Below are 26,220 nucleotides of genomic sequence, written 5' to 3'. Positions count from 1 at the left end.
TGAGCCTAGCAACGTCCTACTCTCACAAGGGGGACCCCTTACTACCATCGGCGCTAAAGAGCTTAACTTCCGTGTTCGGTATGGGAACGGGTGTGACCTCTTTGCCATCGTCACTAGACTCATTTGATTATGTATGTAATTTCAGAGAGGTTATTCTCTCAAAACTGGATAACGACATTGAAATGATTGGTTAAGTCCTCGATCGATTAGTATCCGTCAGCTCCACACGTCACCGTGCTTCCACCTCGGACCTATCTACCTCATCGTCTTTGAGGGATCTTACTTGCTTATGCAATGGGAAATCTCATCTTGAGGGGGGCTTCATGCTTAGATGCTTTCAGCACTTATCCCGTCCACACATAGCTACCCAGCGGTGCCTTTGGCAAGACAACTGGTACACCAGCGGTGTGTCCATCCCGGTCCTCTCGTACTAAGGACAGCTCCTCTCAAATTTCCTACGCCCACGACGGATAGGGACCGAACTGTCTCACGACGTTCTGAACCCAGCTCGCGTACCGCTTTAATGGGCGAACAGCCCAACCCTTGGGACCGACTACAGCCCCAGGATGCGATGAGCCGACATCGAGGTGCCAAACCTCCCCGTCGATGTGGACTCTTGGGGGAGATAAGCCTGTTATCCCCGGGGTAGCTTTTATCCGTTGAGCGATGGCCCTTCCATGCGGAACCACCGGATCACTAAGCCCGTCTTTCGACCCTGCTCGACTTGTAGGTCTCGCAGTCAAGCTCCCTTATGCCTTTACACTCTGCGAATGATTTCCAACCATTCTGAGGGAACCTTTGGGCGCCTCCGTTACCTTTTAGGAGGCGACCGCCCCAGTCAAACTGTCCACCTGACACTGTCTCCCAAGCCGATCAGGCTTGCGGGTTAGAATTTCAGTACAACCAGGGTAGTATCCCAAGGGCGCCTCCAGGGAAGCTGGCGCTCCCCCTTCTACGGCTCCTACCTATCCTGTACAAGTTGCACCGAAATTCAATATCAGGTTACAGTAAAGCTCCACGGGGTCTTTCCGTCCTGTCGCGGGTAACCTGCATCTTCACAGGTACTATAATTTCACCGAGTCTCTCGTTGAGACAGTGCCCAGATCGTTACGCCTTTCGTGCGGGTCGGAACTTACCCGACAAGGAATTTCGCTACCTTAGGACCGTTATAGTTACGGCCGCCGTTTACTGGGGCTTCAATTCGGAGCTTCGCTTGCGCTAACTCCTCCTCTTAACCTTCCAGCACCGGGCAGGCGTCAGCCCCTATACTTCACCTTACGGTTTTGCAGAGACCTGTGTTTTTGCTAAACAGTCGCCTGGGCCTATTCACTGCGGCTCATCAGGGCTTGCACCCCAATGAGCACCCCTTCTCCCGAAGTTACGGGGTCATTTTGCCGAGTTCCTTAACGAGAGTTCTCTCGCTCACCTTAGGATTCTCTCCTCGACTACCTGTGTCGGTTTGCGGTACGGGCACCTCCCGCCTCGCTAGAGGCTTTTCTTGGCAGTGTGAAATCAGGAACTTCGCGCGTAACGCGCTCCCCATCACAGCTCAGCGTATTAGGAAGCGGATTTGCCTACTTCCACGCCTTGCTGCTTGGACACGCTCGACCAACGGCGTGCATTCCCTATCCTCCTGCGTCCCCCCATCACTCAAACGGCGGGGAGGTGGTACAGGAATATCAACCTGTTGTCCATCGTCTACGCCTTTCGGCCTCGACTTAGGTCCCGACTAACCCTGAGCGGACGAGCCTTCCTCAGGAAACCTTAGTCATTCGGTGGATGGGATTCTCACCCATCTTTCGCTACTCATACCGGCATTCTCACTTCTAAGCGCTCCACCAGTCCTTCCGGTCTGACTTCGACGCACTTAGAACGCTCTCCTACCACTCGTGCAACGCACGAATCCACAGCTTCGGTGAATCGTTTAGCCCCGTTACATTTTCGGCGCAGCGTCACTCGACCAGTGAGCTATTACGCACTCTTTAAATGATGGCTGCTTCTAAGCCAACATCCTGGTTGTCTAAGCAACGCCACATCCTTTTCCACTTAACGATTACTTTGGGACCTTAGCTGGTGGTCTGGGCTGTTTCCCTTTTGACCACGGATCTTATCACTCGTAGTCTGACTCCCGTGTATAAATAGCTGGCATTCGGAGTTTGTCTGAATTCGGTAACCCGAGGTGGGCCCCTAGTCCAAACAGTGCTCTACCTCCAGTATTCTTCACACGAGGCTAGCCCTAAAGCTATTTCGGAGAGAACCAGCTATCTCCAAGTTCGATTGGAATTTCTCCGCTACCCACACCTCATCCCCGCACTTTTCAACGTGCGTGGGTTCGGGCCTCCAGTGAGTGTTACCTCACCTTCACCCTGGACATGGGTAGATCACCTGGTTTCGGGTCTACGACCACGTACTCAAAACGCCCTATTCAGACTCGCTTTCGCTGCGGCTCCGCATCTTCTGCTTAACCTTGCACGTAATCGTAACTCGCCGGTTCATTCTACAAAAGGCACGCCATCACCCGTTAACGGGCTCTGACTACTTGTAGGCACACGGTTTCAGGTTCTCTTTCACTCCCCTCCCGGGGTGCTTTTCACCTTTCCCTCACGGTACTGGTTCACTATCGGTCACTAGGGAGTATTTAGCCTTGGGAGATGGTCCTCCCGGATTCCGACGGAATTTCACGTGTTCCGCCGTACTCAGGATCCACTCAGGAGAGGATGGATTTTCGACTACAGGGCTTTTACCTTCTCTGGCCGTCCTTTCCAGAACGGTTCGTCTAACCCATCCTTTTGTAACTCCGTATAGAGTGTCCTACAACCCCAAGAGGCAAGCCTCTTGGTTTGGGCTGTTCCCGTTTCGCTCGCCGCTACTCAGGGAATCGATTTTTCTTTCTTCTCCTCCAGGTACTTAGATGTTTCAGTTCCCTGGGTGTGCCTTCTTAACGCTATGGATTCACGTTAAGATACTGTTCCATTACGAACAGTGGGTTCCCCCATTCGGAAATCTCCGGATCAAAGCTTACTTACAGCTCCCCGAAGCATATCGGTGTTAGTCCCGTCCTTCATCGGCTCCTAGTGCCAAGGCATCCACCGTGCGCCCTTAACAACTTAACCTTTTCGGTTTTCGATACGCTGCGCAATACTTCGTCAATTTCGCTCGTTCGAATCCTCATGTACGCATATAGTACACTCCGGTTCTCACTCGCTCATTTCCTTGTCTTGCTTGCGTCTCGCAACCCTTACGGCTTTTAATCCACGTCGCATTTACGTCGTGTTAGCCTAGTTGTTTACGCTTTACAGTAAATATCTTGCTTTCAATGTCGTTTATCCAGTTTTCAAAGAACAACACTATAACTTTGAAGGTCATAAACCTTCAAAACTGAACACAAAACGCTAATGCTTCCGTATATATCCTTAGAAAGGAGGTGATCCAGCCGCACCTTCCGATACGGCTACCTTGTTACGACTTCACCCCAATCATCTGTCCCACCTTCGGCGGCTGGCTCCCGAAAGGGTTACCTCACCGACTTCGGGTGTTACAGACTCTCGTGGTGTGACGGGCGGTGTGTACAAGGCCCGGGAACGTATTCACCGCGGCATGCTGATCCGCGATTACTAGCGATTCCGGCTTCATGCAGGCGAGTTGCAGCCTGCAATCCGAACTGAGAACGGTTTTTTCGGATTGGCTCCGTCTCGCGACTTCGCGACCGTTTGTACCGTCCATTGTAGCACGTGTGTAGCCCAGGTCATAAGGGGCATGATGATTTGACGTCATCCCCACCTTCCTCCGTATTTGTACGGCAGTCTCCTTAGAGTGCCCAACTGAATGATGGCAACTAAGGACAAGGGTTGCGCTCGTTGCGGGACTTAACCCAACATCTCACGACACGAGCTGACGACAACCATGCACCACCTGTCACCGCTGTCCCCGAAGGGAAGGCTATGTCTCCATAGCGGTCAGCGGGATGTCAAGACCTGGTAAGGTTCTTCGCGTTGCTTCGAATTAAACCACATGCTCCACCGCTTGTGCGGGCCCCCGTCAATTCCTTTGAGTTTCAGTCTTGCGACCGTACTCCCCAGGCGGAGTGCTTAATGCGTTAGCTGCAGCACTAAGGGGTGGAAACCCCCTAACACTTAGCACTCATCGTTTACGGCGTGGACTACCAGGGTATCTAATCCTGTTTGCTCCCCACGCTTTCGCGCCTCAGCGTCAGTTACAGGCCAGGAAGCCGCCTTCGCCACTGGTGTTCCTCCATATCTCTACGCATTTCACCGCTACACATGGAATTCCGCTTCCCTCTCCTGCACTCAAGTCTCCCAGTTTCCAATGACCCTCCCCGGTTAAGCCGGGGGCTTTCACATCAGACTTAAGAGACCGCCTGCGCGCGCTTTACGCCCAATAATTCCGGACAACGCTTGCCACCTACGTATTACCGCGGCTGCTGGCACGTAGTTAGCCGTGGCTTTCTAGTAAGGTACCGTCAAGGTGCAGCCAGTTACTACTGCACTTGTTCTTCCCTTACAACAGAGCTTTACGATCCGAAGACCTTCTTCGCTCACGCGGCGTTGCTCCATCAGGCTTTCGCCCATTGTGGAAGATTCCCTACTGCTGCCTCCCGTAGGAGTCTGGGCCGTGTCTCAGTCCCAGTGTGGCCGATCACCCTCTCAGGTCGGCTACGCATCGTCGCCTTGGTAGGCCGTTACCCCACCAACAAGCTAATGCGCCGCGGGCCCATCCTATAGTGATAGCAGAACCATCTTTCAACATCAAAGCATGCACTTTGATGTATTATCCGGTATTAGCACGCGTTTCCGCGAGTTATCCCAGTCTATAGGGCAGGTTACCCACGTGTTACTCACCCGTCCGCCGCTAACCTCATGAAAGCTAGGCTTTCAATTGGTTCGCTCGACTTGCATGTATTAGGCACGCCGCCAGCGTTCGTCCTGAGCCAGGATCAAACTCTCCATAAAAGAAAATTTGATTTGCTCAAAATTTAATGTCCGAATCTAGATTGTTAACGAGGGTTAACAACTAGATAATTTATTGCATTAACGTTTTGTTGTTCAGTTTTCAAGGTTCATTCTTATTATTTAATACATAAAAATGGAGCGGGTGATGGGAATCGAACCCACGACATCAGCTTGGAAGGCTGAGGTTTTACCATTAAACTACACCCGCGTTATTATTAAGAATTGTTATAGATCTCGCATTAGCACTTGGTGCGGCCGAGAGGACTTGAACCTCCACGGGGTTGCCCCCACTAGGCCCTCAACCTAGCGCGTCTGCCATTCCGCCACGACCGCATTTATCGGTGGCTTTATCAATTATACACTTTCGATTTAATTTGTCAAGCGTTTTTAATAAAAGAAGTGAGCCATGAAGGACTCGAACCTTCGACCCTCTGATTAAAAGTCAGATGCTCTACCACTGAGCTAATGGCTCATAATGGAATGGCTGGGGTACCAGGATTCGAACCTGGGCATGACGGAATCAAAATCCGTTGCCTTACCACTTGGCTATACCCCAATAATGGCGGTCCCGACCGGGATCGAACCGGCGATCTCCTGCGTGACAGGCAGGCATGTTAACCGCTACACCACGGGACCTAATTATAATGACCCCTACGGGATTCGAACCCGTGTTACCGCCGTGAAAGGGCGGTGTCTTAACCACTTGACCAAGGGGCCATGGCTCCGAAGGTAGGATTCGAACCTACGACCAACCGGTTAACAGCCGGTTGCTCTACCACTGAGCTACTTCGGAATAATCATTTTGCAGAATCATCCTGCCGACTTTTATTATTATAAAGACGGTCATCCGAAAAGTCAACACTTTTTTTCATTATTTTTATTTTCATGAATATGTGTAGCTTTCGAGGATTCAACGGTCTAACTAAGTAATTTTAGCGACTTTAATAATTTAACATAAATTATTAATAATGTAAAGCTATTTTTTCATGGGTACATTAATTTTTTTAAAAAGCCGTAACATTTACCACAACGATATTTGCTAACATCTATTCTTCGCTTTCTAGGATATTGTTGTTTACAAGATAAGCATTCATATAAATGAATCATCTTATTATATTTTCTAATGTTTTCTTCGATTCTAGAACAATATCTAGGTGCTCCAACTTTAGTTAATAAATCTCGAAAATCTTTATCGCGATGCTTATATCCTTTCCCTTGAATATGTAAATGATAATGGCAAAGTTCGTGAAGTATAATCCCCCGTAATTCATTAATCCCAAAAAGCTCATATGACTTTTTATTGATTTCAATATTGTGACTTTTAAGCAAGTATCGTCCTCCTGTTGTTCTTAACCTAGGATTAAAATAAGCTTTATGTATAAACTGTCGACCGAAATACTCTAAAGACAATTGTTCCACTAGTTGTTGTAACTCTTGATCAGTCATTTTCCCACCGTTCTTCATTACAATATTTTATCCCTTTTCAACACAAGTTTATCATAATAATAAAAGAGGTGTCTGGTTGTTTAGACACCCCTAGCACTTCTAATATAATAGAACTGATAATTTATCATTTAATACATGACAACTATTATTAAGTTTTCACTTTCCATTTCGTTAGCAACATTTTCTTTTTCCGGTGGAATCATCGTTAAAGAAATTCTACCTTTTTCAATTTCTACTTTTTCTACCCAAACCGTTACAATATCACCTAAGGAAACGACATCAAGCGGATGTTTCACTCTTCCTTTTTTCAATTTTGAAATGTGCACAAGACCATCTTGTTTAACCCCGATATCAACAAAAGCTCCAAAGTCTACAACATTTCGAACAGTGCCTTGTAATTCCATTCCCACTTGTAAATCTTCCATTTTTAAAACATCGGTTTTTAACAACGGTTGCGGGAACTCATCGCGAGGGTCCCTCATCGGCTTCATTAAACTATCTACAATATCTTTAATTGTGATTTCACCAACACCTAATTTCTCGCTTAGTTCTACCAAGTTCACTTCACTTAGCGTCTTTTCACATTTTTCAGTACCAATATCTTGTTGAGTTAGTCCACAAATTTCAAGTATTCTTTCCGCTATTGGATAGCTTTCTGGGTGAATACCCGTTGCATCGAATGGATTTTCTGCATCTGGTATCCGCAAGAATCCGATTGCTTGTTCATAAGTTTTGGCGCCCAGTCGAGGCACTTTTTTCAATTGAGTGCGTGATGTAAATTTTCCATTTTCACTTCTCATTTTTACAATATTTTCTGCTACAGATTTAGAAAGACCTGAAACATATTGCAACAACGAACTTGATGCAGTATTTACGTCAACTCCTACTTGGTTCACGGCCGTCTCTACAATAAACGTTAACGATTCTGCTAATTTCTTTTGGGATACATCATGTTGATATTGACCAACACCTACTGCTTTAGGATCGATTTTTACGAGTTCTGATAATGGATCTTGTAGGCGTCTTGCGATTGAAACAGCACTTCGTTGCTCTACTTGTAAGTCAGGAAATTCTTCCCTAGCAATTTCAGAAGCAGAATATACGGATGCTCCTGCTTCATTAACGATGACATAAGATACCTTTCGTTCCACTTCTTTTAGAACATCCGCAATAAATTGTTCAGTTTCTCTAGATGCCGTACCATTACCAATTGCAATAATATCAATTGGATATTTATTCAATAACGATTTGATTATCTCTTTCGATTCTTCTGTTTTCGAAACTGGCGGATGTGGGTAAATGGCTGAAACTTCTAACATTTTTCCGGTTTCGTCAACAACCGCTAATTTACAACCCGTTCGATATGCAGGGTCTATTCCAAGAACCATAATGCCGCGTATTGGCGGTTGTAAAAGTAAGCTTCTTAAATTTTCTGAGAAAATATGAATTGCTTGAATTTCTGCCTTTTCAGTTAATTCGTTTCGAATTTCTCTTTCAATTGAAGGTTGAATCAGGCGTTTGTAACTATCTTCAATTGCTTCTTTCACCGGTGTAATTGAAGGTGAGTTCGATTTGAACGGAATCCATTCTTTTTCCATGATGAAAAGAGCCTTCTCTAATGGGACATGGATGGATACTTTTAGCACTTCTTCTTTTTCGCCCCGGTTGATGGCTAGTGTTCGGTGAGGAACAATAGATTTTACAGGTTCTTCGTATTCATAATACATTTCAAATACTTTCTTTTCATCTTTATTCTCATCTTTTACCGAAGTAGTAATGAGCCCTTCTCTCCACGTTAGTTTTCTTAATAAATCACGAATTTTTGCATCATCAGAAAAACGTTCAGCTAAAATATCTTTAGCACCATTTATCGCATCTTCTACCGTGAATACTTCTTTCTCTTCATTAATGAATGGGCTGGCTAACTTCTCTACTGGATCGTTTCCAAATTTCATTAATTCTTCAGCTAACGGTTCTAAACCTCGCTCTTTGGCTACAGTAGCTTTTGTTCGACGTTTCTGTTTATATGGGCGATATAAATCTTCCACTCGTTGCAAAATCGTTGCTGCTCGAATTTCAGCGGCTAATTCTTCTGTCAATTTTCCTTGCTCATCGATTAGCCGAATAACCTCTTCTTTTCTTTGCTCTAGTTGTTGTATATAATGATAGCGTTCTTCAATCAATTTAATCTGCACTTCATCAAGGGAGCCAGTTGCTTCTTTACGATAACGTGCGATGAATGGCACTGTATTCCCGTCTTCTAATAATTTAATGACCGCTTCCACTTGGGATGGTTTAACTTCTGCGTCGTTTGCAATCAATTGAAGCATTTGCTTTTCGTCCATTTTTCCACTGCCTTTCTACCTTAGAACCTTTCCAATTCAATCGACTAAAAAATTATTTAGACAGAGTTATTTTATCATTATACTTATTTAAATGACCAATTGATGTATTTGTAATAGTAAGTAAGAACACTTATATAAAAATAGCCCACTCCAGTGAGCAGGCTTGTCCACATTTTCTATTCTATTAAATTGAAACACTGCTATTAGTCGTAATAGCGCTCTTCAGTTTTTCAATGGCTTTTCTCTGTATACGAGAAACATGCATTTGAGAAATTCCTAACATTTCACCAGCTTCTTTTTGACTTAATTGATCTAAAAAGGTAAGCTGAAGAATTTGCTTTTCCCGTTCTGATAAGATATCTATTACTTCAGAAAATACAATTCTTTTATTTGTAAGCTCGAAACGATCATCCTCTTTTCCTAGCATATCTAATAAAGTAACGGTACTTCCATCCGTATCTGATTCAATCGAATGATCAATCGATAACGCTTGATAATTTTTTCCGATTTCCATTGCTTCCAATACTTCTTCCACTTCAACATCTAAGTAATCCGCGATTTCTGGAATGGTAGGAGAGTGCTGTAATTTCACTGTTAACAATTCCACTGCTGATTTTATCTTCGGTCCTAACTCTTTTATACGGCGTGGAACATGAACATCCCAAGTTTTATCACGCAAAAAACGTTTAATTTCGCCAATGATTGTCGGAATAGCAAAAACTTCAAAATTTTTGCCAAGAGAGGGATCATAACGTTTAATTGCACCCAACAATCCCAACATCCCAACTTGAAACACATCATCATAGAGCGATTTTCCATAGGAATATTTTTTAGCAATGGATTCAACTAAATTCTCATAATGAAGCACAATGCTTGTCAGAAGTTCTTCATCTCCTGTTTGTTGATATTGGAGAATGACAGAAACAACTTCTTCTTCCTGCCTAAGTGATTGGGATTTTGTGGACATTTTCTTTCACCTGCTCTCTTGCGACATATTTCGTCATGAAAACAGTAACTCCACCTTCATTATTTACTCTCACCTCGTCCATTAAAGTTTCCATTAAATAAAGTCCGAGTCCACCTTCTCGTAAACTTCTAATATTTTCGTCTTCTCGATATGGTCCAATTTTCGACTTAATCTCTTCAAAATTAAATCCATTTCCATAATCTGAAACCATAATTTCCATTTTATTATTGTACAATGCACAGCCGATGACGATTTCTCCTTCATCCAAACCATGATAGGCATGTTGCACTACATTTGTAACCGCCTCACTGACTGCGATTTTCATATCTTCAATTTCATCATAAAAAAAGCCTACTCGAGTTGCTAAACCAGATATCGAAAGCCGAATAACACTTACATATTGTGGCTTCGCAGGAATTCGTATTTCTACATAATCAAATGCACTCATTAGCTGGTTCCACCTTTTTATCAGTTTCAATATCCATTAATTCACTCAGCCCAGTGATTTCAAACAATCTAGCTAAGCGACTAGATAGGCGTACTAACTTTAATTCGGCATTTTCTTTTAATACTTTTTTATAAAATGCAACAAAAACTCCCAATCCCGTACTATCCATATAGGTAACTTTTGATAGGTCTAATTCAATAATCGAACTTTTATTGATTGTGATTACCTCTAGTTCCTCCCTTAACATTGGAGCAGTGTAAGTGTCGATTTCTCCTTCTATTACCCCATATATACGATTCCCTTCTTCCCGAAATTGTACATTGACATTCATCCAGGACACCTCCAAATTGACTATAGTACCTTTCCCCCAAAATACAATGATTAAACCTATAATTATATTACTTTCTAATATTTTTTAATTGTAACAATAGTAAAATCATCTTCCAATAGAAAATCTTGCAATTTATTTAAGTATTCAAAAATCTTCTCACACATTTCTTGCGCACTTAAATGATTTAACGATTTCGCTAATTCCTTAATATATGTTCGTGAGTCAAAGTTGTCCATTTTTCTAAATTCAGTTACACCATCAGTAATCATAATAATAAAATCATTTTCTGATAGATGAATGTCAGTTTGAGAGTACTTCATCTCAGGCAATACTCCTAATAATAATCCATTAGAATCTAAATCTGTAAATGTTTGTTGTTTGGAGTTATAGTAGAGTGCAGGTTCATGCCCCGCGGAACCAAAAGTAAATATATCCTTTTCTAAATCATATCGACCGTAAAACATGGATACGAACATACTGTCATCAACGCTCTTTTCAATAATACGATTTAATACTTCTAAAACATAGGAAGGATTATTGTTTGCATATTCTAACGTATCCAAACCATATTTCACCATCGACATACATAGTGCTGCAGGTACACCTTTGCCAACTACATCCGTAACAGCTACACTAAAATATTTCCCATCATCATGCATAAAGTGAACATAGTCACCATTCATTTTTCGAACAGGCACAGAAACCATTCCAATATCAAGACCGTTTGGTTTCGGAATTTTTGTTTCAAGCAATAAATTCTGAATTTTTGCGGCTATTTCCATTTCAATTCGAATCTCTTCTTGCTTTAATAATAAACTTTGATGTTCCTTTAACATCAATCCAAAGTCAACCATCACTTCGATTAAAAAATCAAAAGAATTTAATACAGAATCAGGAAGATCTGGAACAATATATTCTAGCGACTGTTTATGAATACTAACTAAATCTTCAGGAGAAACATTACTCTTCATTAATTGGCGCACTAAATTTTGACCGATGTATAGATTGCTTTCATTTTGATTTAATAAATAATCTGATAAAACTTTTTGATATTGGACTTTTAATTCTTTCAAGAGGAATACACTCCCTATTCCAACCACTTTTCAATCCTTATCACAGTTCCTTTACCTAATTCAGAATTGATTTGGATAGAATCCATTAATCGTTTTACACCTGGAAGTCCGACTCCTTGACTATTGGATGTTGTATAATTATCTTCCAGGATTTTGCGAGGATCAGAAATACCTGGACCATTATCTATTGCTGTAATAGCAATTCCTTTTCGTCCATCTTTCTCTAATTTTTCGACAATAATTTCCCCCATGGTGGCATATAAATAAATATTTTTTGCTAATTCACTTGTAGCGGTGGCAATTCTTGCTTGATCAACAACTCCAAAGCCAATTTCCTTGGCTAAATAGCGGCTTAATCGACGTGCAGCAACTATATCTAATTCCGTAACTATATTTACTGTCGGGTGATCTCTCATTTATTAACACCCCCATTGATTTTCCCTAATCACTAGGTCTTTATTCTATTAAAACAATATGTAGTTAAAAATATTGATAAGGATATTGATAAAAATAGTATTTTATATATTTAATATAACGTATTGAATAATCTTCCATCAATTACATAAATATAGCCGCAATGACGGTACTTTCGAAAATTTAGATATTTTTGATAAGAACGATCGAATTATTATTTCTATCTAATTAATATTATTTTCTAAATCATCTTTGCATTCTCCTCTTTTTTAAACAAAAAAAGCTAATAAAGCATCGTTTGCTTTATTAGCCTCATCGAATATGTATTAAAATTTTATTAAACCTAAACTTATTTCCAAAGCGATATCAACTTTTTCCATCAGCTCATCGTCCAGATGGGTTATTCGGTCGGTTAATCTGGACTTATCTATAGTGCGCAATTGTTCAAGCAAAACTACCGAGTCCCTTTCGAATCCATATTTTTTCGCATCTATTTCGACATGGGTAGGTAATTTTGCTTTTTGAATTTGCGCAGTAATTGCAGCAATAATCACAGTAGGACTAAATCGATTCCCAATATCATTTTGGATAATTAACACAGGCCTTGTACCGCCCTGTTCAGAACCTACAACAGGCGACAAGTCTGCAAAGAAAACGTCCCCACGTTTTACAATCAATAATGTCATCCCCCGCTTACGAGACGCTCCACTGTATGTTCTGCTTCATACTCGGCATGTAGACATTCACATGAAATCGACAAATTAATTTGAGCCATTTCTACATAGCCTTTTCTCAAAGCTTCCCGTATTTGATTTGGTTGCTTGCACGCAGCTTCTCTTCTCTTAAACGTATAAATAAACGTTTCATTATTCGAATATTCTAAATTTCCACCGCAAAATTCCATTACCATTTCCTGAGGAAGAGCCACCTTTACTTCCTTTGCACCATTCACTTTTTTTGCGTACACAACAAGCACCTCCACAAAAACCGTACCTTTTCTCATCACTCTATCTCATTCTATCATCTGAATATAGAGTTGAAAAGACAAGATGTTACAAATTCTGATGTTTTTACAGTTTTTGTTGAGGATTTTGTCGTATTTTAGTCATTTTTGTAATAAATTCTCGGTACTCTGGAAGTGATGATGCAAGGAACTTCGTAGTTAATTGTATCTACTTTAGTAGCCCACTCATCAATAGTAATTTCTTCATTTTTTTGCTTTCCAATTAAAACAACTTTTTCACCAATATTATATGCAGTAGGTAAAGCAATCATACATTGATCCATACAAATTCGTCCGACAATAGGTACTCGTTTTCCATCAATCAATACATCCTGTCCGCTATATTTGCGAATTAATCCATCTGCATAACCAATCGGTAATGTACCGATATAAGTTGGTTCATTAACAGTAAATGTAGCTCCATAACCAACAGACTCCCCAGGTCCGATTTGTTTTATTGCTACTAATTCCGTTTCCAATGAAAAAGCAGGTTTAAATGGAAAAGGATGTTTCGATTTTACAAATTTTGATGGTGCTAATCCATACATTGAAATACCGAAACGTACTGCATCATACTGCAAACGTGCATCTTTTACTAATGTGGTTGCAGTATTCGCGACATGAACGATTCTCGGTTTTTCAGGTAATGCTTTTATAAATTGTTCAAATCGATGAACTTGTTTTTGGAAGTAAGAATCATCCTCTTCATCTGCTGTTGCAAAATGAGTAAAAATTCCATCAAGTATAAAGTGCTCTGCCGATTGAATTGCATCATACAGGGAGCGCAACTCTTTTACTGTTGTTACGCCAATACGATTCATTCCAGTATCTACTTTAATATGTAGTTTCAGTGACTTGTTGCAAACTTTTTTTGCTTCTTCAACCCAATTTGGAGAATATACCGTTAATGTAATATTTTCTTCTGCTGCGTAATCTGCAAAGGATGCTGGTGAATATCCTAGCACTAATATTTCGGCTGTCGGTATATGTTTCCGAACATGAAGAGCTTCGTCAGGAGTAGCTACTGCGAGCATGCTTGCTCCAGCTTCCAACGCCGCTTTCGCTACTTCAATATCTCCATGTCCATAAGCATTCGCTTTCACGACTGCAATAATTTGAACATTGGGTTGAATATGTTTTTTTAATTCATTTACATTGTATTTTATTGCATTTAAATCAATAATTGCTTTTGTTGGACGGAAGTGCTTATTGTTACGCATATTAAGTATTCCCTCTTTTATTTTTTTTAAACTTCAAATCTTAAGCTTTCTTGTTTGTATTGTAAATCTCTCCGTCCAACAAAGCAATGAAATTACTTCAAACTACCCGCTGTAACTGACGCTGCAACTTCAATCAATTCTTCCTTCGTTAAATCATTGGAAGCAATGAAGAATGAAATACCATCTTTTTCCCAACTAATTGAATGGTCTGTAATAGCTCCAATTGTAAATCCTAAATCTAGTGGATCTCCTGGTTGGAATACAGGAATTGTTGCAGATTCGCCTAGCTCAATCGGTTCTTGTACTAATGTGAAGGATTTATCACCTTCAAATGTGAGAATAACACGCTCTACACCATCGTTTTCAATGCGTTTTTCATCCACTAAAGTTGTATTACCCCAAGTTAATACAGGATAATGAGTTTGGAATTCAGTACTTTCTTTTTCTGTCGCTACATTTGGTTCATTATCTTTCGTAAATTGTTCAACTGCATATTCTTTTTCTTTATGCTGCACACCTAAATCGATCTTTTTAAATGTAATTAGCATTTGCTCTTCTTCAGACTCGTCTAATATAGAAACACTTTTTGGGAGCAATGTTTTCTTATCTACAGTTACTCTTTGAGTAGGCATGATACTCTTATGATTATTTCTCGTTGCAGCAGTAAAGATATAGCTATCTTCCGTTTCCTCCATCACAACATTTTCATCAGCCAACAAGTCTTCAGCTAACGCTCCAATTAGATACGGTTGGCTATTTTGTTTTGGCCATTCACTTTGGAACTTGTACGTTTTTTTCAATGAAGGTGTGACTACGAATACTCCTTCTTTATTTCGAATAATCATTTGGGTTACATTTTCATCTTTTTGAGAAACTTCAACTCGATAAAAATCTGGTTGTGTGTGCCATACATTAACATCATAAACTCTTGGTTCGTTTCCTGTTTTAATTTCCATTGTAGCATCGAGTTCGTATCCTTTGCCTTCTGCCCATTTTTCGTGCAGCTTTTCCAAAACTTCTTCCTTCGAATCTTTACCGCAAGCACTCAGCACGACGACACTTAACAGCAAAACGAAAAATATAATGACTTTGTGTCTCAAAACTCCATCCTTTCTACTCTAACTCGATACGACAAATATATGAGGGGCAGTAGAAGTTTATGCTATCACTTTTGGACAATAACACAATTTCATGTTGATAATCAGGAATTCAAAATAATAACTTGTGCTGCAGCATAATCCCTCGAATGTGTAATGCTGACAAAACCATTTACAGCTTGGCCATTAAAATAAAGTATTGGCTTCCCAAGTTCATCATTTAAGATTTCAATTTGGTGAAACTCACATCCCTCCCTTATCCCCGTTCCATTTGCTTTGGAGAAAGCTTCTTTTGCTGCAAATCTTCCTGCTAAAAATTCGCATTTTCTTTTTTCAGAAAGCTCTTTAAAAACGGACAATTCTCGTTCTGATAAAATGCGTCTCTGGAACTTATCTGTTCGATTCATTAACTCGTATATTCGATCAATCTCTACGATATCTAAACCTATTCCTTTTATCATATGTTGGCGTTCTCCTTTTAATAATCTCTAAATACAATGTATAATAATTTTATAAATTGAGGTGACTATTATGTTTGTTCGAAGAGAAAATTTTAGACAATATATTAAGTTCTATCCAGTAGTTTCAACGATAATTGCGTTGAACTTAATCGTGTACATATTAACGCTGATTCCTATTATTGGCGATAAAATTTTTTACTCAGGAATGAGCGTGAATAGGTTGATCGCTGAAGGCGAATGGTGGCGAGTAATCACTGCTACTTTTATTCATGCAGGATTCTTTCACATTCTATTTAACATGTTTGCTTTATTTTTATTCGGGCCAGAATTGGAAAGAATTTCTGGTAAAATTCGCTTCTTTACGATTTACCTAATATCAGGACTGTTTGGTAACGTCGCTACATTCATTTTTCAACATTTGGATTATGCCAGCGTAGGAGCCAGTGGTTCAATTTATGGTATTTTCGGAGCTTATGCAGCACTTGTCTACTATACTAGAAATACAATGCCGCAACTAAAACAAATCATTATGCCAATTATTATCATCGGGTTAATTATGACATTTTTACAACCGAATACGAACTTTTACGCCCACGTTGGTGGATTAATTACTGGATTCATGTTAGGGCTTGCCTACTTCTCACCAAAAAATATATTACGTTGGCGCATGAAATAATACTAATTTGGACAATAAAAAATTTTTTATATAAAAAGAGGATGCATTAGGCATCCTCTTTTTTCATTTCCTTTGATTTTTCAAACCAAGAAAGTAACTCATTTACATCTGATTCATTTAAATGAGATACTCTCGCAGTTGCACCTGTAATACCAGACATAACGGTAGCTTGAATAGAAGCGATGTTTTTTCTTTTTTGAAAATAATTTTGTTTACTCTGGACAACTTGAATCCGTTTCTTTTCTGCAATAAACGTCACTCGGCTAATCACACGATAACGCAATGTTAGTTGGTTACCTGTAATGATAAAGCCATTTGTTTTATACTGCCATAATCTAAGCATAAGAACAGGAAGTACAAATAATATCGAAAATAAACCTAATGGATAAAAGAAGTAAGAACATAATCCAATGATTGGAAGAAGCCACAGAATATCAATCCTATAAAAATGAGGTTTTGCCTTCTTTGGTGGACGAATAAAATCCGGTTCCATTTCAAAATCAAAATGTGGAAATAATTGTCGTAACGGTTCTAACATTCTTTGATTCGAAATGATTGGAAACAACATGATTTTTTTATCGTGTTCTCCAAAACCACCGCTTGCGCTTTCTACAACGACTGTTGCATATTTAACCATTTGTCTTATAGGATTTTCGACAATTTTAATTCCTTGTACTCGATTTTTTGGAATCGTAATTCGCTTTTTTTCCAATAAACCGCGTGTAATTACAATTCGGTCGTTCTCTTGAACAACTGTAAAATCATAGTAATTAATAAATGTAATGATGATTGATACAATCCATGCCATTAAAAATGTAAAGAAAATGGTCATCAACACAATCATAAATCCAAATTGTATAAATATTGATAGCTCTTCAAAAATCCTTTCGTAAGGTATAAATTCAGAAACTTGAGAAATAAAAGCCGCTACCCCTGCAATAACCACTCCTATACTATTCGATGTAGTGGCAAGCAGAAATAAGTCTTTTGCTGAAATTTTGTAAATGATTTCATGAAGATCTTGTTGAACTTCAACTGCTTCCAATTGGTTTTTATCTTCGAATTCATTTTCACTTGCTTGCTCTATGTTTACTTTCTTTGTTTCTCTTTCAATCTGAGAAGCCTCTTCTCTCGTTATAGCTGTCAACACCACTTCAGGTTTACCATCCGTACTTCCGGCTGTTTCTACCATAACTTGAACAAGACCGAAAATACGGTGGAATATCGATTCTTTATAATTAAAACTTTGGATGCGATCAAAAGGAATATAACGTTTCTTTTTGATAAATAGTCCATATTCCACTCTTAGTTCATTTTCTTCAAACCAATAAACAAAAGTCCACCATCTAATAAACCCGGAAATTAAATAAAATATTAGAACCAATAAAAAAATTAATAAAGGGATATATTCCCAAAAGTCATTACTCTCAATTTTAAAACCGTTCGCAACTGCAATAATTAAAAATGGAATAATTAATTCTTTTAATCCCTTTATAAAGTTAATAACAGCCGAAACTGGATGGAGTTTATACTTTTTATACATCATCTTCAGCCACCCTCGCTAACTCGGAAATTCTTGCTCGCAAACGGTCTGCTTCTTCTGTTATTAACATGGGAATTACATGGGTCGTGGCTGCTGTTGAAATCGAAATATTTGCTAAATCATATTTTTTTAATATGGGACCTTGTGATGTATCCACATGTTGTACTCGAACCATCGGAATCAACGTTCTCGTTACGACAAATAAGCCACTTTGAATTTCAATTTCATGTTCCCTAACTTCATAACGCCAATGATCCCATCGAATTTTTGGAAATAGCCAAATTAATGCCAAGGCTGGGATGGCAACAAAAACAATTGCAATGTAATAAATAAATGTTGGCCCATCAAATTTATATGTAAGAAAACTAGCTACTCCAGCAATTATTGATAGAAAAATAGTATAAATAAGTCCATATAATCTCCATACCGTTAATCCTTTTCTAGGAATTTGATATTCCGGTTCTCTTCTTATCATTATCTCTCACCTCTTATCTATCTCTTTCATATACGGTTTTCCTTTTATTTTGTTTCAAAACTCCTTATTTTTTTAATTCATCATTTTTTAGCTTAGTAAATTCATATATATCATATTAGACTTCCTAGTGCTTTCTCTGTATAAATTTTAGAATTTTCAGTCTAATAAATTCACTATTCATTACGTAAGGAGTGTAGTTGGATGAACGTACCTTTAGTTTTAACCCATTTTTTAGATCGAGCCGTTGCATTATACGGAAATAAGCAAGCAATTATCAGTTATGAAGGGGATCGACGATTCACTTATTACCAGTTCAACACCCGAGTAAATCAGCTGTCAAGAGGGCTACAATCTTTAGGCATTAAAAAACATGATAAAGTAGCATATCTTGCCCCAAACACGATTGAAATGCTAGAAGGTTTTTATGGGATATATCAAGTTGGTGCAGTAATGGTGCCTTTAAATATTCGCTTAAAACCTGAAGATTATCTTTTTATTTTAAATCATAGCGAGTCAAAAGTATTGTTTGTAGATCAAGAACTTTATCATTTAATTGAACCAATCAAATCAAAATTAAATACTGTCGAATCAATTATTGTTCATAACAAAAATAGTGAAACAAATGAAATCAATTATGATGAATGGCTTGCTTCTTTTGATGGTTCAAACTTTGACAGAGTTGATTTGGATGAAAATGATGAATGCAGTTTATTATATACAAGCGGAACAACTGGTAATCCAAAAGGCGTCCTTCTAACACACCGAAACAATTATTTACATGCTTTAAGCTCGATGCATTTCTTACGCGTTACAGATCGAGATGTATACTTACACGTCTTACCGATGTTCCATGTGAACGGGTGGGGATCACCTTTTTATTATACTGCCAATGGAGCAACTCACGTTACGTTGAGAAAAGTTGCAGCTGATCAAATCTTTGATGCTATTCAAAAATATAAAGTAACAGTCATTCATATGGCACCTACTGTATTAAATACATTATTGCAATATTATGATGAACATAAACCTGTGGTGTCTCATAAAGTGAGAGTTGTTATTGCTGGATCTGCACCACCTCCTGCCTTTGTTGAACGGGTTGAAAAAGACCTTGGCTGGGAATTCATCCAAGTTTATGGAATGACAGAATCTTCACCACTGAGCTTAGGTTCCCGAATACTTTCACAATATGAAAATCTTTCAGAAGTTGAAAAAATGAGATTGAAAGCAAAAGCCGGTACACCATTTATAGGTACAGAAGTAAAAGTAGTGGATGAAAACGGCGAAAAAGTTCCTCACGATGGGAAAACAATGGGGGAAATTATTGTTCGTGGACACGGCGTGATGAAAGGCTATTGGAAAAACGAAAACGCTACAATGGAAACAATCATTAATGGTTGGTTATATACAGGCGATGTAGGCACCATTGATGAGAAAGGTTATATCGATATAACTGACCGTAAAAAAGATATTATTATAAGTGGCGGTGAAAATATCTCTTCCATAGAAGTAGAAGGCGTATTATATGAACACCCTGCTATAAAAGAAGCAGCCGTCATTGCTATTCCACACGAAAAATGGGGAGAAACTCCTCACGCCATTGTCGTATTAAAAGATGGCTACCAGGTTACTGAGCAAGAACTAATCGACTTCACTCGTTCAAAATTAGCACATTTTAAGGCAATAAAAAGTGTATCTTTTGTTGATGAATTGCCAAAAACAGCTTCAGGCAAAATACAAAAAGTTCAATTACGCAAACAATATATTGAATCGGTTCAACAAATATAAAAAGCAGGAGGGAAGCCCTTCCTGCTTACATTTATTCTTACTTTCTACCTCGACGGCGTTCTCCCGTTTTCTTACCGCCTTCTCTTCTGCTTCCACGGTGTTCTCGGCGAACACTTCGTCCCCCACTGCGTCCATTTGAACGTTCTTTGCGTATTGGAAGCGGACGTTCTTCTGTAATTTTCACTGGAGTATCGTCCGGCTCTTTTGTAAATGATTTGATGGCTGCAGCTATAAGATCCACTGCATCATAATCTTCCAATAATTCTGTTGCTAGCAATCGATAATCTTTTAAATCATTTGCTTGAACAACTTCCACAAGCTTTTCAATCGCCAATTTCTGTTGCCCTGCTAATGCTTCGTCTTCAGTTGGTGGGCGCAGAGGCGTCATGCGTTTATTTGTTGTTTCTTCAACGATTCTTAAATAGCCCATCTCTCTTGGTGTTACAAATGTAACAGCAAGTCCTGATTTCCCTGCACGCCCAGTCCGACCAATTCGGTGTACATAACTTTCCGGATCTTGAGGGATATCAAAGTTATACACATGAGAAACTCCAGAAATATCTAATCCACGTGCCGCCACATCTGTTGCAACAAGGATATCAATTTTATTTTCTTTAAACTGACGTAATACAGACAAACGCTTTGATTGGCTCAAGTCTCCATGAATACCTTCTGCTAGATATCCACGAATATTTAACGCTTGCGCTAATTCGTCTACACGGCGTTTTGTACGACCAAATACGATGGCCAATTCCGGTTGATGTACATCCAAAAGACGAGTTAAAATATCAAATTTTTCTCGTTCCTGTGTTTTCACAAAATATTGTTCAATATTTTCAACCGTCATTTCTTTTGATTTAATTTTCACTTCTTTTGGATTCTTCATAAATTTCGTTGCGATTTTACGAATTGCTGGCGGCATTGTTGCTGAGAACAACAACATTTGGCGATTTTCAGGCACTTTTTCTAAAATCGCATTAATGTCATCAATGAAGCCCATGTTTAACATTTCATCTGCTTCATCTAATACAAGGGTTTGAACATGTTCAAGTTTCAATGTACGACGGTTGATATGATCTATTATTCGACCAGGAGTTCCAACGATAATTTGCGGTTTGTTTTTTAAAGCACGAATTTGTCGTCCGATATCTTGTCCACCGTAAACAGATAATATTTTTACTCGCTTATCATATCCAATTTTATAAAGCTCTTCTGAAACTTGAATAGCTAGTTCGCGAGTCGGTGCAATAATTAATGCTTGAATATCCGGATTATTCGTATCAATTTTTTCGATAATCGGAATACCGAACGCCGCCGTTTTACCGGTACCTGTTTGTGCCTGTCCGATAATGTCGCGACCTTCTAAAGCAAATTTAATAGTTCCTTCTTGAATGGGTGTTGCTTCTTCAAATCCCATACGTTTTAACGAACGTAATGTAGATTCACTAATATTAAATTCTGAAAAATTTGTCAAACTCTTCAATCTCCTTTTTTCTCTTAAGTCGACAAATGGTTACATTTTTCAGATGGAATGTCGGCAAATATCGAGCCTTTAGTTAGAACGTTCCGTCAAATTAATAAATCCTCATACTTAGAGAAAACATTTATTTATATGAAAAGGAAAGCCCGGTCTTTGCCGAGCGGTTCAATTCTATGCATTTCAATATGTTCCAATAGAATAAAACCGATAAACTCAAAAAAAAGTACTCTTCGTTTCCTTTGAAGAGTATTTGTATAAAATGTATCCATTGCTCTCCCTAGTCTACACGGTACATGAAAATTATGCAACGATAATGCTTCTATTGTCTAAAGCTTATTTTTCAGATTGTAAAAAATGCAGTACATCCGGAAACCAAGATTCACAATCGTCGCTATAACAAATATGGTGTTTACCACAAGATGAAAAGTAAATATATTTTTCCTTTGATGAAAGTTTATCGTATAAATATTGAGCGGTTGTATACGGAACGATTCCATCACATTTTCCTTGAACAATAAAGGTTGGTATATTGATTGACTCAATATATGGTTCAACCTGCCGGACGATTTTCATAAATTGTATTGCTGCACTAACAGGTACATTTTTTAGTTTATACTCATATCGCTTAAATAATTCATTATTTTTTAAATGTCCTTCAATGGCTTCTTTTGCAAACTTTTGTAAATCGCTTAATAACTGCTTTGGAGCAATATATTTCACAGCCGCACTAAGCAAAACGATTTTCTTTATAGGATATCGTTTTCCTAAGTATAAAGCGATGACTCCTCCCATGGAAAAACCTACAACATAAACCTTGTCGACTTTTTTAGCTAATCTTTTATAAGCAAGCTCAGCATCAATCAGCCAATGCTCAGCTGTGAAACCTTTTAATGAAAGTGTTTCACCATGACCACAAAATGTGGGGATTTCCACAATCCAATCGGTTTGATTTCGTATGTATTCTGCTAAAGGTTGCACCTCATACGGTCCTCCGGAAAATCCGTGCAACATCAATACACCAACAGACATAAGAAACACTCCTGTTGTAGAAGAATTCTTCCAAATAAAAAAGTGAAATTCACTTCGAACACCATTAGTTCTTTTCTGCCGGAGTCTCCATGAATTCCACTATAATGGCGAATTCTTTATTTATTAAAAGTATTAATTATCGTCTCTAATTTCATACCTCGAGATCCTTTAATTAAAATTAACGAGTCTTTATCGGCATGTTGTTTTATATAATCGACGATTTTCCCGTAGTCATCTTTCGTGTGCAATATTCGCCCAGAAAATCTTGGTGCTATTTTGTGATATAACCATTCCATACGAGGCCCAAATAAACATATTCTTGAAATACGATTTTCATCAATGTATCTAGCTAATTCTTCATGGAATTGTTGCTCTTTATCTCCTAACTCCAACATATCTCCTAAAACTAGCCATTTATCTTTTCGCATCGATGTGGATTGGAGGAATTCAATTGCCGCTTTCATTGATGTTGGTGCTGCGTTGTAAGCATCATTTATAAACAAAACATCTCCAACAGGAACAAGTTGCATCCGCATATCTGTAAGAGATACTTGTTCCAACCCTTTGCGAATTTGTTCATCTGACATTCCTAAAGATTTTGCGACAAGCATAGCACCTAACGCATTTTTCACTTGATGTTTTCCTAATATCGGAATAAAAAATTCGCCGTTTAATTCACCATCAACAATAAAGCGGCTGCCCTTTTCCGTCGTCTCTATTTCTCGAATCATTAAATCATTTCCTTGTTGAAAACCGAATGATTTCGATCTTAATTGGGGAGTAATTTCAATTAATGCTCTCAATAGAGGCTCATCACCGTCATAACATAATACACCTTCTGAATCGAATCCCTTAATAATTTCAAATTTCGCCTTCGCTATACCTTCTCTTGATCCCAAATCTTGCATATGAGCTTCGCCAATATTCGTAATAACAGCATAATGCGGTTTAGCTAATGTGGATAAAAACTCAATCTCGCCAAACCCGCTCATTCCCATTTCTAAAACTGCAATTTCTGTATCTTCATCAAGAGACAATATTGTAAGAGGCAAACCTAGTTCATTATTAAAGTTACCAATCGTTTTTTGCACTTTATAAAATGGTGAAAGCAAACTTGCTAAAATATCTTTTGAAGATGTTTTTCCGTTCGAACCTGTGATTCCAATGAATTTTGCCTTCAGCTCATTGCGGTACATACGCGCCATTTGTTGCAACGCGAGCCCAGAATCCTCTACAAAAAGAAGCGGTACATCTTTTGGTGGATTCGGTTCATCTTTTAACCAAAGGGAACAACTTGCTCCTTTTTCAAAAGCTTGAAGCACATATTTATGTCCATTCGTTTTTTCCCCGCGAAAAGGGATAAATAAATCTCCTTCTTTAATTGTTCTTGTATCAATGGATACGCCGGTTACGATTTTTTCACCATGTTCACCAGCTTCGATATTTAACCAATTTGCAATGTCTTGAATACTTTTTCTCATCATTCATCCCACTTATTCTCTATTAAATTGAAGTTGTTGTTTTTCTTTATGTCGCTCAAGTGCTAATTCGATTAGCTGATCAATTAATTCAGAATAGTTTAACCCACTGTTTTGCCAAAGAAGTGGATACATGCTGACAGGAGTGAAGCCTGGCATCGTATTTACTTCATTTATAAATACTTCATCTCCACATACGAAGAAATCAGCTCTTACTAAGCCGGAACAATCTAAAACTTTAAAGGCACGAATGGCCATATCTTTCATTTTCTCTTCCACTTCTTTTGTAATTTCTGCCGGAATAATTAATTTTGTTGATCCGTCCTTATATTTTGATTCGTAATCATAAAACTCAGTTGTTGGCTTTATTTCTCCTGCTACGGATACTTTCGGTTCATTATGTCCAAGCACAGCCATTTCAATTTCACGGGCTTCAATTCCTTGCTCTACAACTACTTTCCGATCATATTTAAAAGCGATATTAATCGATTTCTCTAATTCTTCTCTGTTCGATGCTTTGCTTATTCCTACGCTAGAACCTAGGTTTGCCGGTTTAACAAACATCGGATAAGTTAATTCACGTTCACACTTTGAAAGCAATGCCTCTTTGTTTTGGTCCCATTCATATCGAATAAAATAAACGAATGGTACTTGATTTAGTCCTGCAATGCTAAACAATTGCTTCATGACAACCTTATCCATTCCAGCTGAAGAGGATAGAACACCATTTCCAACATAAGGAAGGTTCAATAATTCAAGCAATCCTTGTACTGTGCCATCCTCACCATAAGTACCGTGGAGCAATGGAAAAATCACATCAAATTTTGCTTGTTCCTGATTCTCATCCAAAATAAATTCAAGAATGTAGTTTGGTTTACTTTCTTTCTTTGTAAATTGTAATTCTTCAATAGATTCAGCTGGTTTCGTTAACTGAGGACCTCTGCACCATTCGCCATCAATGGTAATATAAATCGGAATTACTTCATATTTATCAAAATCGATAGCTTTGGTTACCGCTGTAGCCGTTATTAGTGATACTTCATGCTCCGCGGATTTCCCCCCATATAATAATCCGATTCGTTTTTTCATTTTTCGACCTCCAACTTTTGAGTAATACTAGTTTATCATGAAAAGATTTAATTCATGAATGCTAAAAAGAAAAAACTCCCTGTCATTTGGCAATACCCTTGGACAGGGAAGTTTACTTCAGTTTAATAAGTTCATCATGTTCTTGTTTTAAAATCATTTTTAAATCATTCCATACTTCATCAGGATAATCATAATCGGAGAGTGTGCGAATTTCTAAGCCAAAGTGGTTGTCTGGTTTATCCACTTTATAAAGTGAAATCAAGGCACCTTCTTTAAAATAATTGCGATATGCTTTTAATAATGAGACGTCAATCGTTGGAATTGTTTCCTTCGACTTTCTTCGCCAAAAACCCCCATTTCCTCCGTTTTCTTTTATAATATTATTGATAAGTGTTGAAATGAGAGTCTCAAAATCTTCTAAGTAGCGAAAATAAATTTTCGTTGTTTGATCAGCTGCGGATGAACAATACACATAACGATTTTGCAGGTTCACAAAAAACGGTGTTGAAACAGGTTCCTTTTTATGAGCTAAATATAATAATTCTGCTTGCTCAATGGGAGTAAGCTGATTTACATGCCTTTCGTCAGCAAAATCAACCCAGCACAAATCTTGATTTGTATCATCCACTTTTTTAACAAAGTTTTTTATTTCATCGCTTGGAATATAATCTAGCTGGGTATGCATATTAAATAAACCATCTTCGTAATTGTGTTTTAACAGTAAAATATTTTTGATTGAATCGATTGCTCCAATAAATTGTTTTAATGACAAACCGCTAAAAATAACAAAGCGATCAACATCGTTCATATGTATAAACAAATGGTAAAAATAATCATCAACCGTCTTATATTTTTTAGCCATTCGATCACTCTCCAATACCGCAACAGTT

The 26,220-nt window shown here is 38.6% G+C and carries 21 protein-coding genes, 7 tRNA genes and 3 rRNA genes; 2 read left to right on the top strand and 29 right to left on the bottom strand.

Annotated elements, in window-relative coordinates; genetic code table 11:
* Nucleotides 1-3: 3 nt before the first annotated feature.
* The 22 genes from rrf to acpS all read right to left on the bottom strand — a co-directional run bounded on the left by rrf (nt 4) and on the right by acpS (nt 15,775).
* A 5S ribosomal RNA gene (rrf, locus tag NST00_RS04710) occupies nt 4-118 on the bottom strand.
* A 68-nt stretch (nt 119-186) separates the two neighbouring features.
* Nucleotides 187-3,113, bottom strand: a 23S ribosomal RNA gene (locus NST00_RS04705).
* Nucleotides 3,114-3,417: 304 nt separating this feature from the next.
* Nucleotides 3,418-4,970, bottom strand: a 16S ribosomal RNA gene (locus tag NST00_RS04700).
* Together the 16S, 23S and 5S rRNA genes with 7 tRNA genes alongside form the textbook arrangement of a ribosomal RNA operon.
* Before the next feature lie 134 nt (nt 4,971-5,104).
* Nucleotides 5,105-5,178 (bottom strand) — tRNA-Gly (locus NST00_RS04695).
* A 39-nt stretch (nt 5,179-5,217) separates the two neighbouring features.
* A tRNA-Leu gene (locus NST00_RS04690) sits at nt 5,218-5,303 on the bottom strand.
* Between the two features lie 67 nt (nt 5,304-5,370).
* Nucleotides 5,371-5,442: transfer RNA gene (locus NST00_RS04685), tRNA-Lys, on the bottom strand.
* A gap of 9 nt (nt 5,443-5,451) precedes the next feature.
* Nucleotides 5,452-5,526: transfer RNA gene (locus tag NST00_RS04680), tRNA-Gln, on the bottom strand.
* A 4-nt stretch (nt 5,527-5,530) separates the two neighbouring features.
* A tRNA-Asp gene (locus NST00_RS04675) sits at nt 5,531-5,606 on the bottom strand.
* A 9-nt stretch (nt 5,607-5,615) separates the two neighbouring features.
* Nucleotides 5,616-5,687, bottom strand: a tRNA-Glu gene (locus tag NST00_RS04670).
* 1 nt (nt 5,688) lies between these two features.
* Nucleotides 5,689-5,763 (bottom strand) — tRNA-Asn (locus NST00_RS04665).
* Between the two features lie 191 nt (nt 5,764-5,954).
* The gene (locus tag NST00_RS04660) at nt 5,955-6,416 is read right to left on the bottom strand and encodes a SprT family protein (RefSeq protein ID WP_168412642.1); all 462 of its coding nucleotides are present in this window, start codon (nt 6,414-6,416) and stop codon (nt 5,955-5,957) included.
* A gap of 128 nt (nt 6,417-6,544) precedes the next feature.
* Nucleotides 6,545-8,761, bottom strand: a complete 2,217-nt coding sequence (locus NST00_RS04655; protein WP_340709679.1) for a Tex family protein — start codon at nt 8,759-8,761, stop codon at nt 6,545-6,547.
* A 184-nt stretch (nt 8,762-8,945) separates the two neighbouring features.
* Entirely contained in the window at nt 8,946-9,728 is a 783-nt protein-coding gene (gene sigB, locus NST00_RS04650; protein WP_016838301.1) for an RNA polymerase sigma factor SigB, read from the bottom strand.
* Entirely contained in the window at nt 9,703-10,176 is a 474-nt protein-coding gene (gene rsbW, locus NST00_RS04645) for an anti-sigma B factor RsbW (RefSeq protein ID WP_016838302.1), read from the bottom strand. Before rsbW ends, sigB begins: the two co-directional genes overlap by 26 nt.
* On the bottom strand, nt 10,163-10,507 hold the full coding sequence (locus NST00_RS04640) for an STAS domain-containing protein (RefSeq protein WP_016838303.1): 345 nt from the start codon (nt 10,505-10,507) through the stop codon (nt 10,163-10,165). Before NST00_RS04640 ends, rsbW begins: the two co-directional genes overlap by 14 nt.
* A 74-nt stretch (nt 10,508-10,581) precedes the next feature.
* Nucleotides 10,582-11,580, bottom strand: a complete 999-nt coding sequence (locus NST00_RS04635; protein ID WP_016838304.1) for a PP2C family protein-serine/threonine phosphatase — start codon at nt 11,578-11,580, stop codon at nt 10,582-10,584.
* 14 nt (nt 11,581-11,594) lie between these two features.
* Nucleotides 11,595-11,996, bottom strand: a complete 402-nt coding sequence (locus tag NST00_RS04630) for an anti-sigma regulatory factor (RefSeq protein ID WP_016838305.1) — start codon at nt 11,994-11,996, stop codon at nt 11,595-11,597.
* Nucleotides 11,997-12,320: 324 nt separating this feature from the next.
* Nucleotides 12,321-12,671, bottom strand: a complete 351-nt coding sequence (locus NST00_RS04625) for a type II toxin-antitoxin system PemK/MazF family toxin (RefSeq protein WP_026019074.1) — start codon at nt 12,669-12,671, stop codon at nt 12,321-12,323.
* Between the two features lie 5 nt (nt 12,672-12,676).
* Nucleotides 12,677-12,961, bottom strand: coding sequence for a hypothetical protein (locus NST00_RS04620; RefSeq protein ID WP_026019075.1), 285 nt, complete (start codon nt 12,959-12,961; stop codon nt 12,677-12,679).
* A gap of 134 nt (nt 12,962-13,095) precedes the next feature.
* Nucleotides 13,096-14,217, bottom strand: a complete 1,122-nt coding sequence (alr, locus tag NST00_RS04615) for an alanine racemase (RefSeq protein ID WP_016838308.1) — start codon at nt 14,215-14,217, stop codon at nt 13,096-13,098.
* Nucleotides 14,218-14,309: 92 nt separating this feature from the next.
* On the bottom strand, nt 14,310-15,317 hold the full coding sequence (locus NST00_RS04610; RefSeq protein WP_016838309.1) for an outer membrane lipoprotein carrier protein LolA: 1,008 nt from the start codon (nt 15,315-15,317) through the stop codon (nt 14,310-14,312).
* Between the two features lie 101 nt (nt 15,318-15,418).
* Nucleotides 15,419-15,775: a holo-ACP synthase gene (gene acpS / locus NST00_RS04605; protein WP_016838310.1), complete on the bottom strand. Its 357-nt coding sequence runs from the start codon at nt 15,773-15,775 to the stop codon at nt 15,419-15,421.
* Nucleotides 15,776-15,845: 70 nt separating this feature from the next.
* On the opposite strand from acpS, the gene NST00_RS04600 reads away from it, so the two are divergent.
* Complete coding sequence (locus NST00_RS04600; protein ID WP_016838311.1) at nt 15,846-16,451, top strand: rhomboid family intramembrane serine protease; 606 nt, start codon at nt 15,846-15,848, stop codon at nt 16,449-16,451.
* 46 nt (nt 16,452-16,497) lie between these two features.
* On the opposite strand, the gene NST00_RS04595 is transcribed toward NST00_RS04600, so the two are convergent.
* Together NST00_RS04595 and NST00_RS04590 are read right to left on the bottom strand one after the other, a co-directional pair.
* Entirely contained in the window at nt 16,498-17,997 is a 1,500-nt protein-coding gene (locus NST00_RS04595; RefSeq protein WP_016838312.1) for a PH domain-containing protein, read from the bottom strand.
* Nucleotides 17,987-18,469, bottom strand: coding sequence for a PH domain-containing protein (locus NST00_RS04590; protein WP_016838313.1), 483 nt, complete (start codon nt 18,467-18,469; stop codon nt 17,987-17,989). The genes NST00_RS04595 and NST00_RS04590 overlap by 11 nt, the downstream gene beginning before the upstream one ends.
* Nucleotides 18,470-18,670: 201 nt before the next feature.
* Between NST00_RS04590 and NST00_RS04585 the strand changes: the two genes are divergently transcribed.
* Nucleotides 18,671-20,254, top strand: a complete 1,584-nt coding sequence (locus NST00_RS04585; protein WP_340709678.1) for a long-chain-fatty-acid--CoA ligase — start codon at nt 18,671-18,673, stop codon at nt 20,252-20,254.
* Between the two features lie 37 nt (nt 20,255-20,291).
* On the opposite strand, the gene NST00_RS04580 is transcribed toward NST00_RS04585, so the two are convergent.
* The 5 genes from NST00_RS04580 to NST00_RS04560 all read right to left on the bottom strand — a co-directional run bounded on the left by NST00_RS04580 (nt 20,292) and on the right by NST00_RS04560 (nt 26,192).
* Complete coding sequence (locus NST00_RS04580) at nt 20,292-21,728, bottom strand: DEAD/DEAH box helicase (protein ID WP_016838315.1); 1,437 nt, start codon at nt 21,726-21,728, stop codon at nt 20,292-20,294.
* A gap of 339 nt (nt 21,729-22,067) precedes the next feature.
* Nucleotides 22,068-22,763, bottom strand: coding sequence for an alpha/beta hydrolase (locus NST00_RS04575; RefSeq protein WP_168412639.1), 696 nt, complete (start codon nt 22,761-22,763; stop codon nt 22,068-22,070).
* Nucleotides 22,764-22,879: 116 nt separating this feature from the next.
* Nucleotides 22,880-24,244 carry a UDP-N-acetylmuramoyl-tripeptide--D-alanyl-D-alanine ligase gene (locus tag NST00_RS04570; protein ID WP_016838317.1) on the bottom strand — a complete coding sequence of 455 codons (1,365 nt, stop codon included), beginning with the start codon at nt 24,242-24,244 and terminating at the stop codon, nt 22,880-22,882.
* Nucleotides 24,245-24,256: 12 nt separating this feature from the next.
* On the bottom strand, nt 24,257-25,330 hold the full coding sequence (locus tag NST00_RS04565; protein ID WP_016838318.1) for a D-alanine--D-alanine ligase: 1,074 nt from the start codon (nt 25,328-25,330) through the stop codon (nt 24,257-24,259).
* A gap of 112 nt (nt 25,331-25,442) precedes the next feature.
* Nucleotides 25,443-26,192, bottom strand: coding sequence for a hypothetical protein (locus tag NST00_RS04560; RefSeq protein WP_016838319.1), 750 nt, complete (start codon nt 26,190-26,192; stop codon nt 25,443-25,445).
* Nucleotides 26,193-26,220: the final 28 nt, after the last annotated feature.

Source organism: Ureibacillus sp. FSL K6-0165 (genome assembly GCF_038004285.1).
In the GTDB taxonomy this organism is placed as follows: domain Bacteria; phylum Bacillota; class Bacilli; order Bacillales_A; family Planococcaceae; genus Ureibacillus; species Ureibacillus thermosphaericus.
This window is presented reverse-complemented; position numbering and strand designations above follow the sequence as displayed.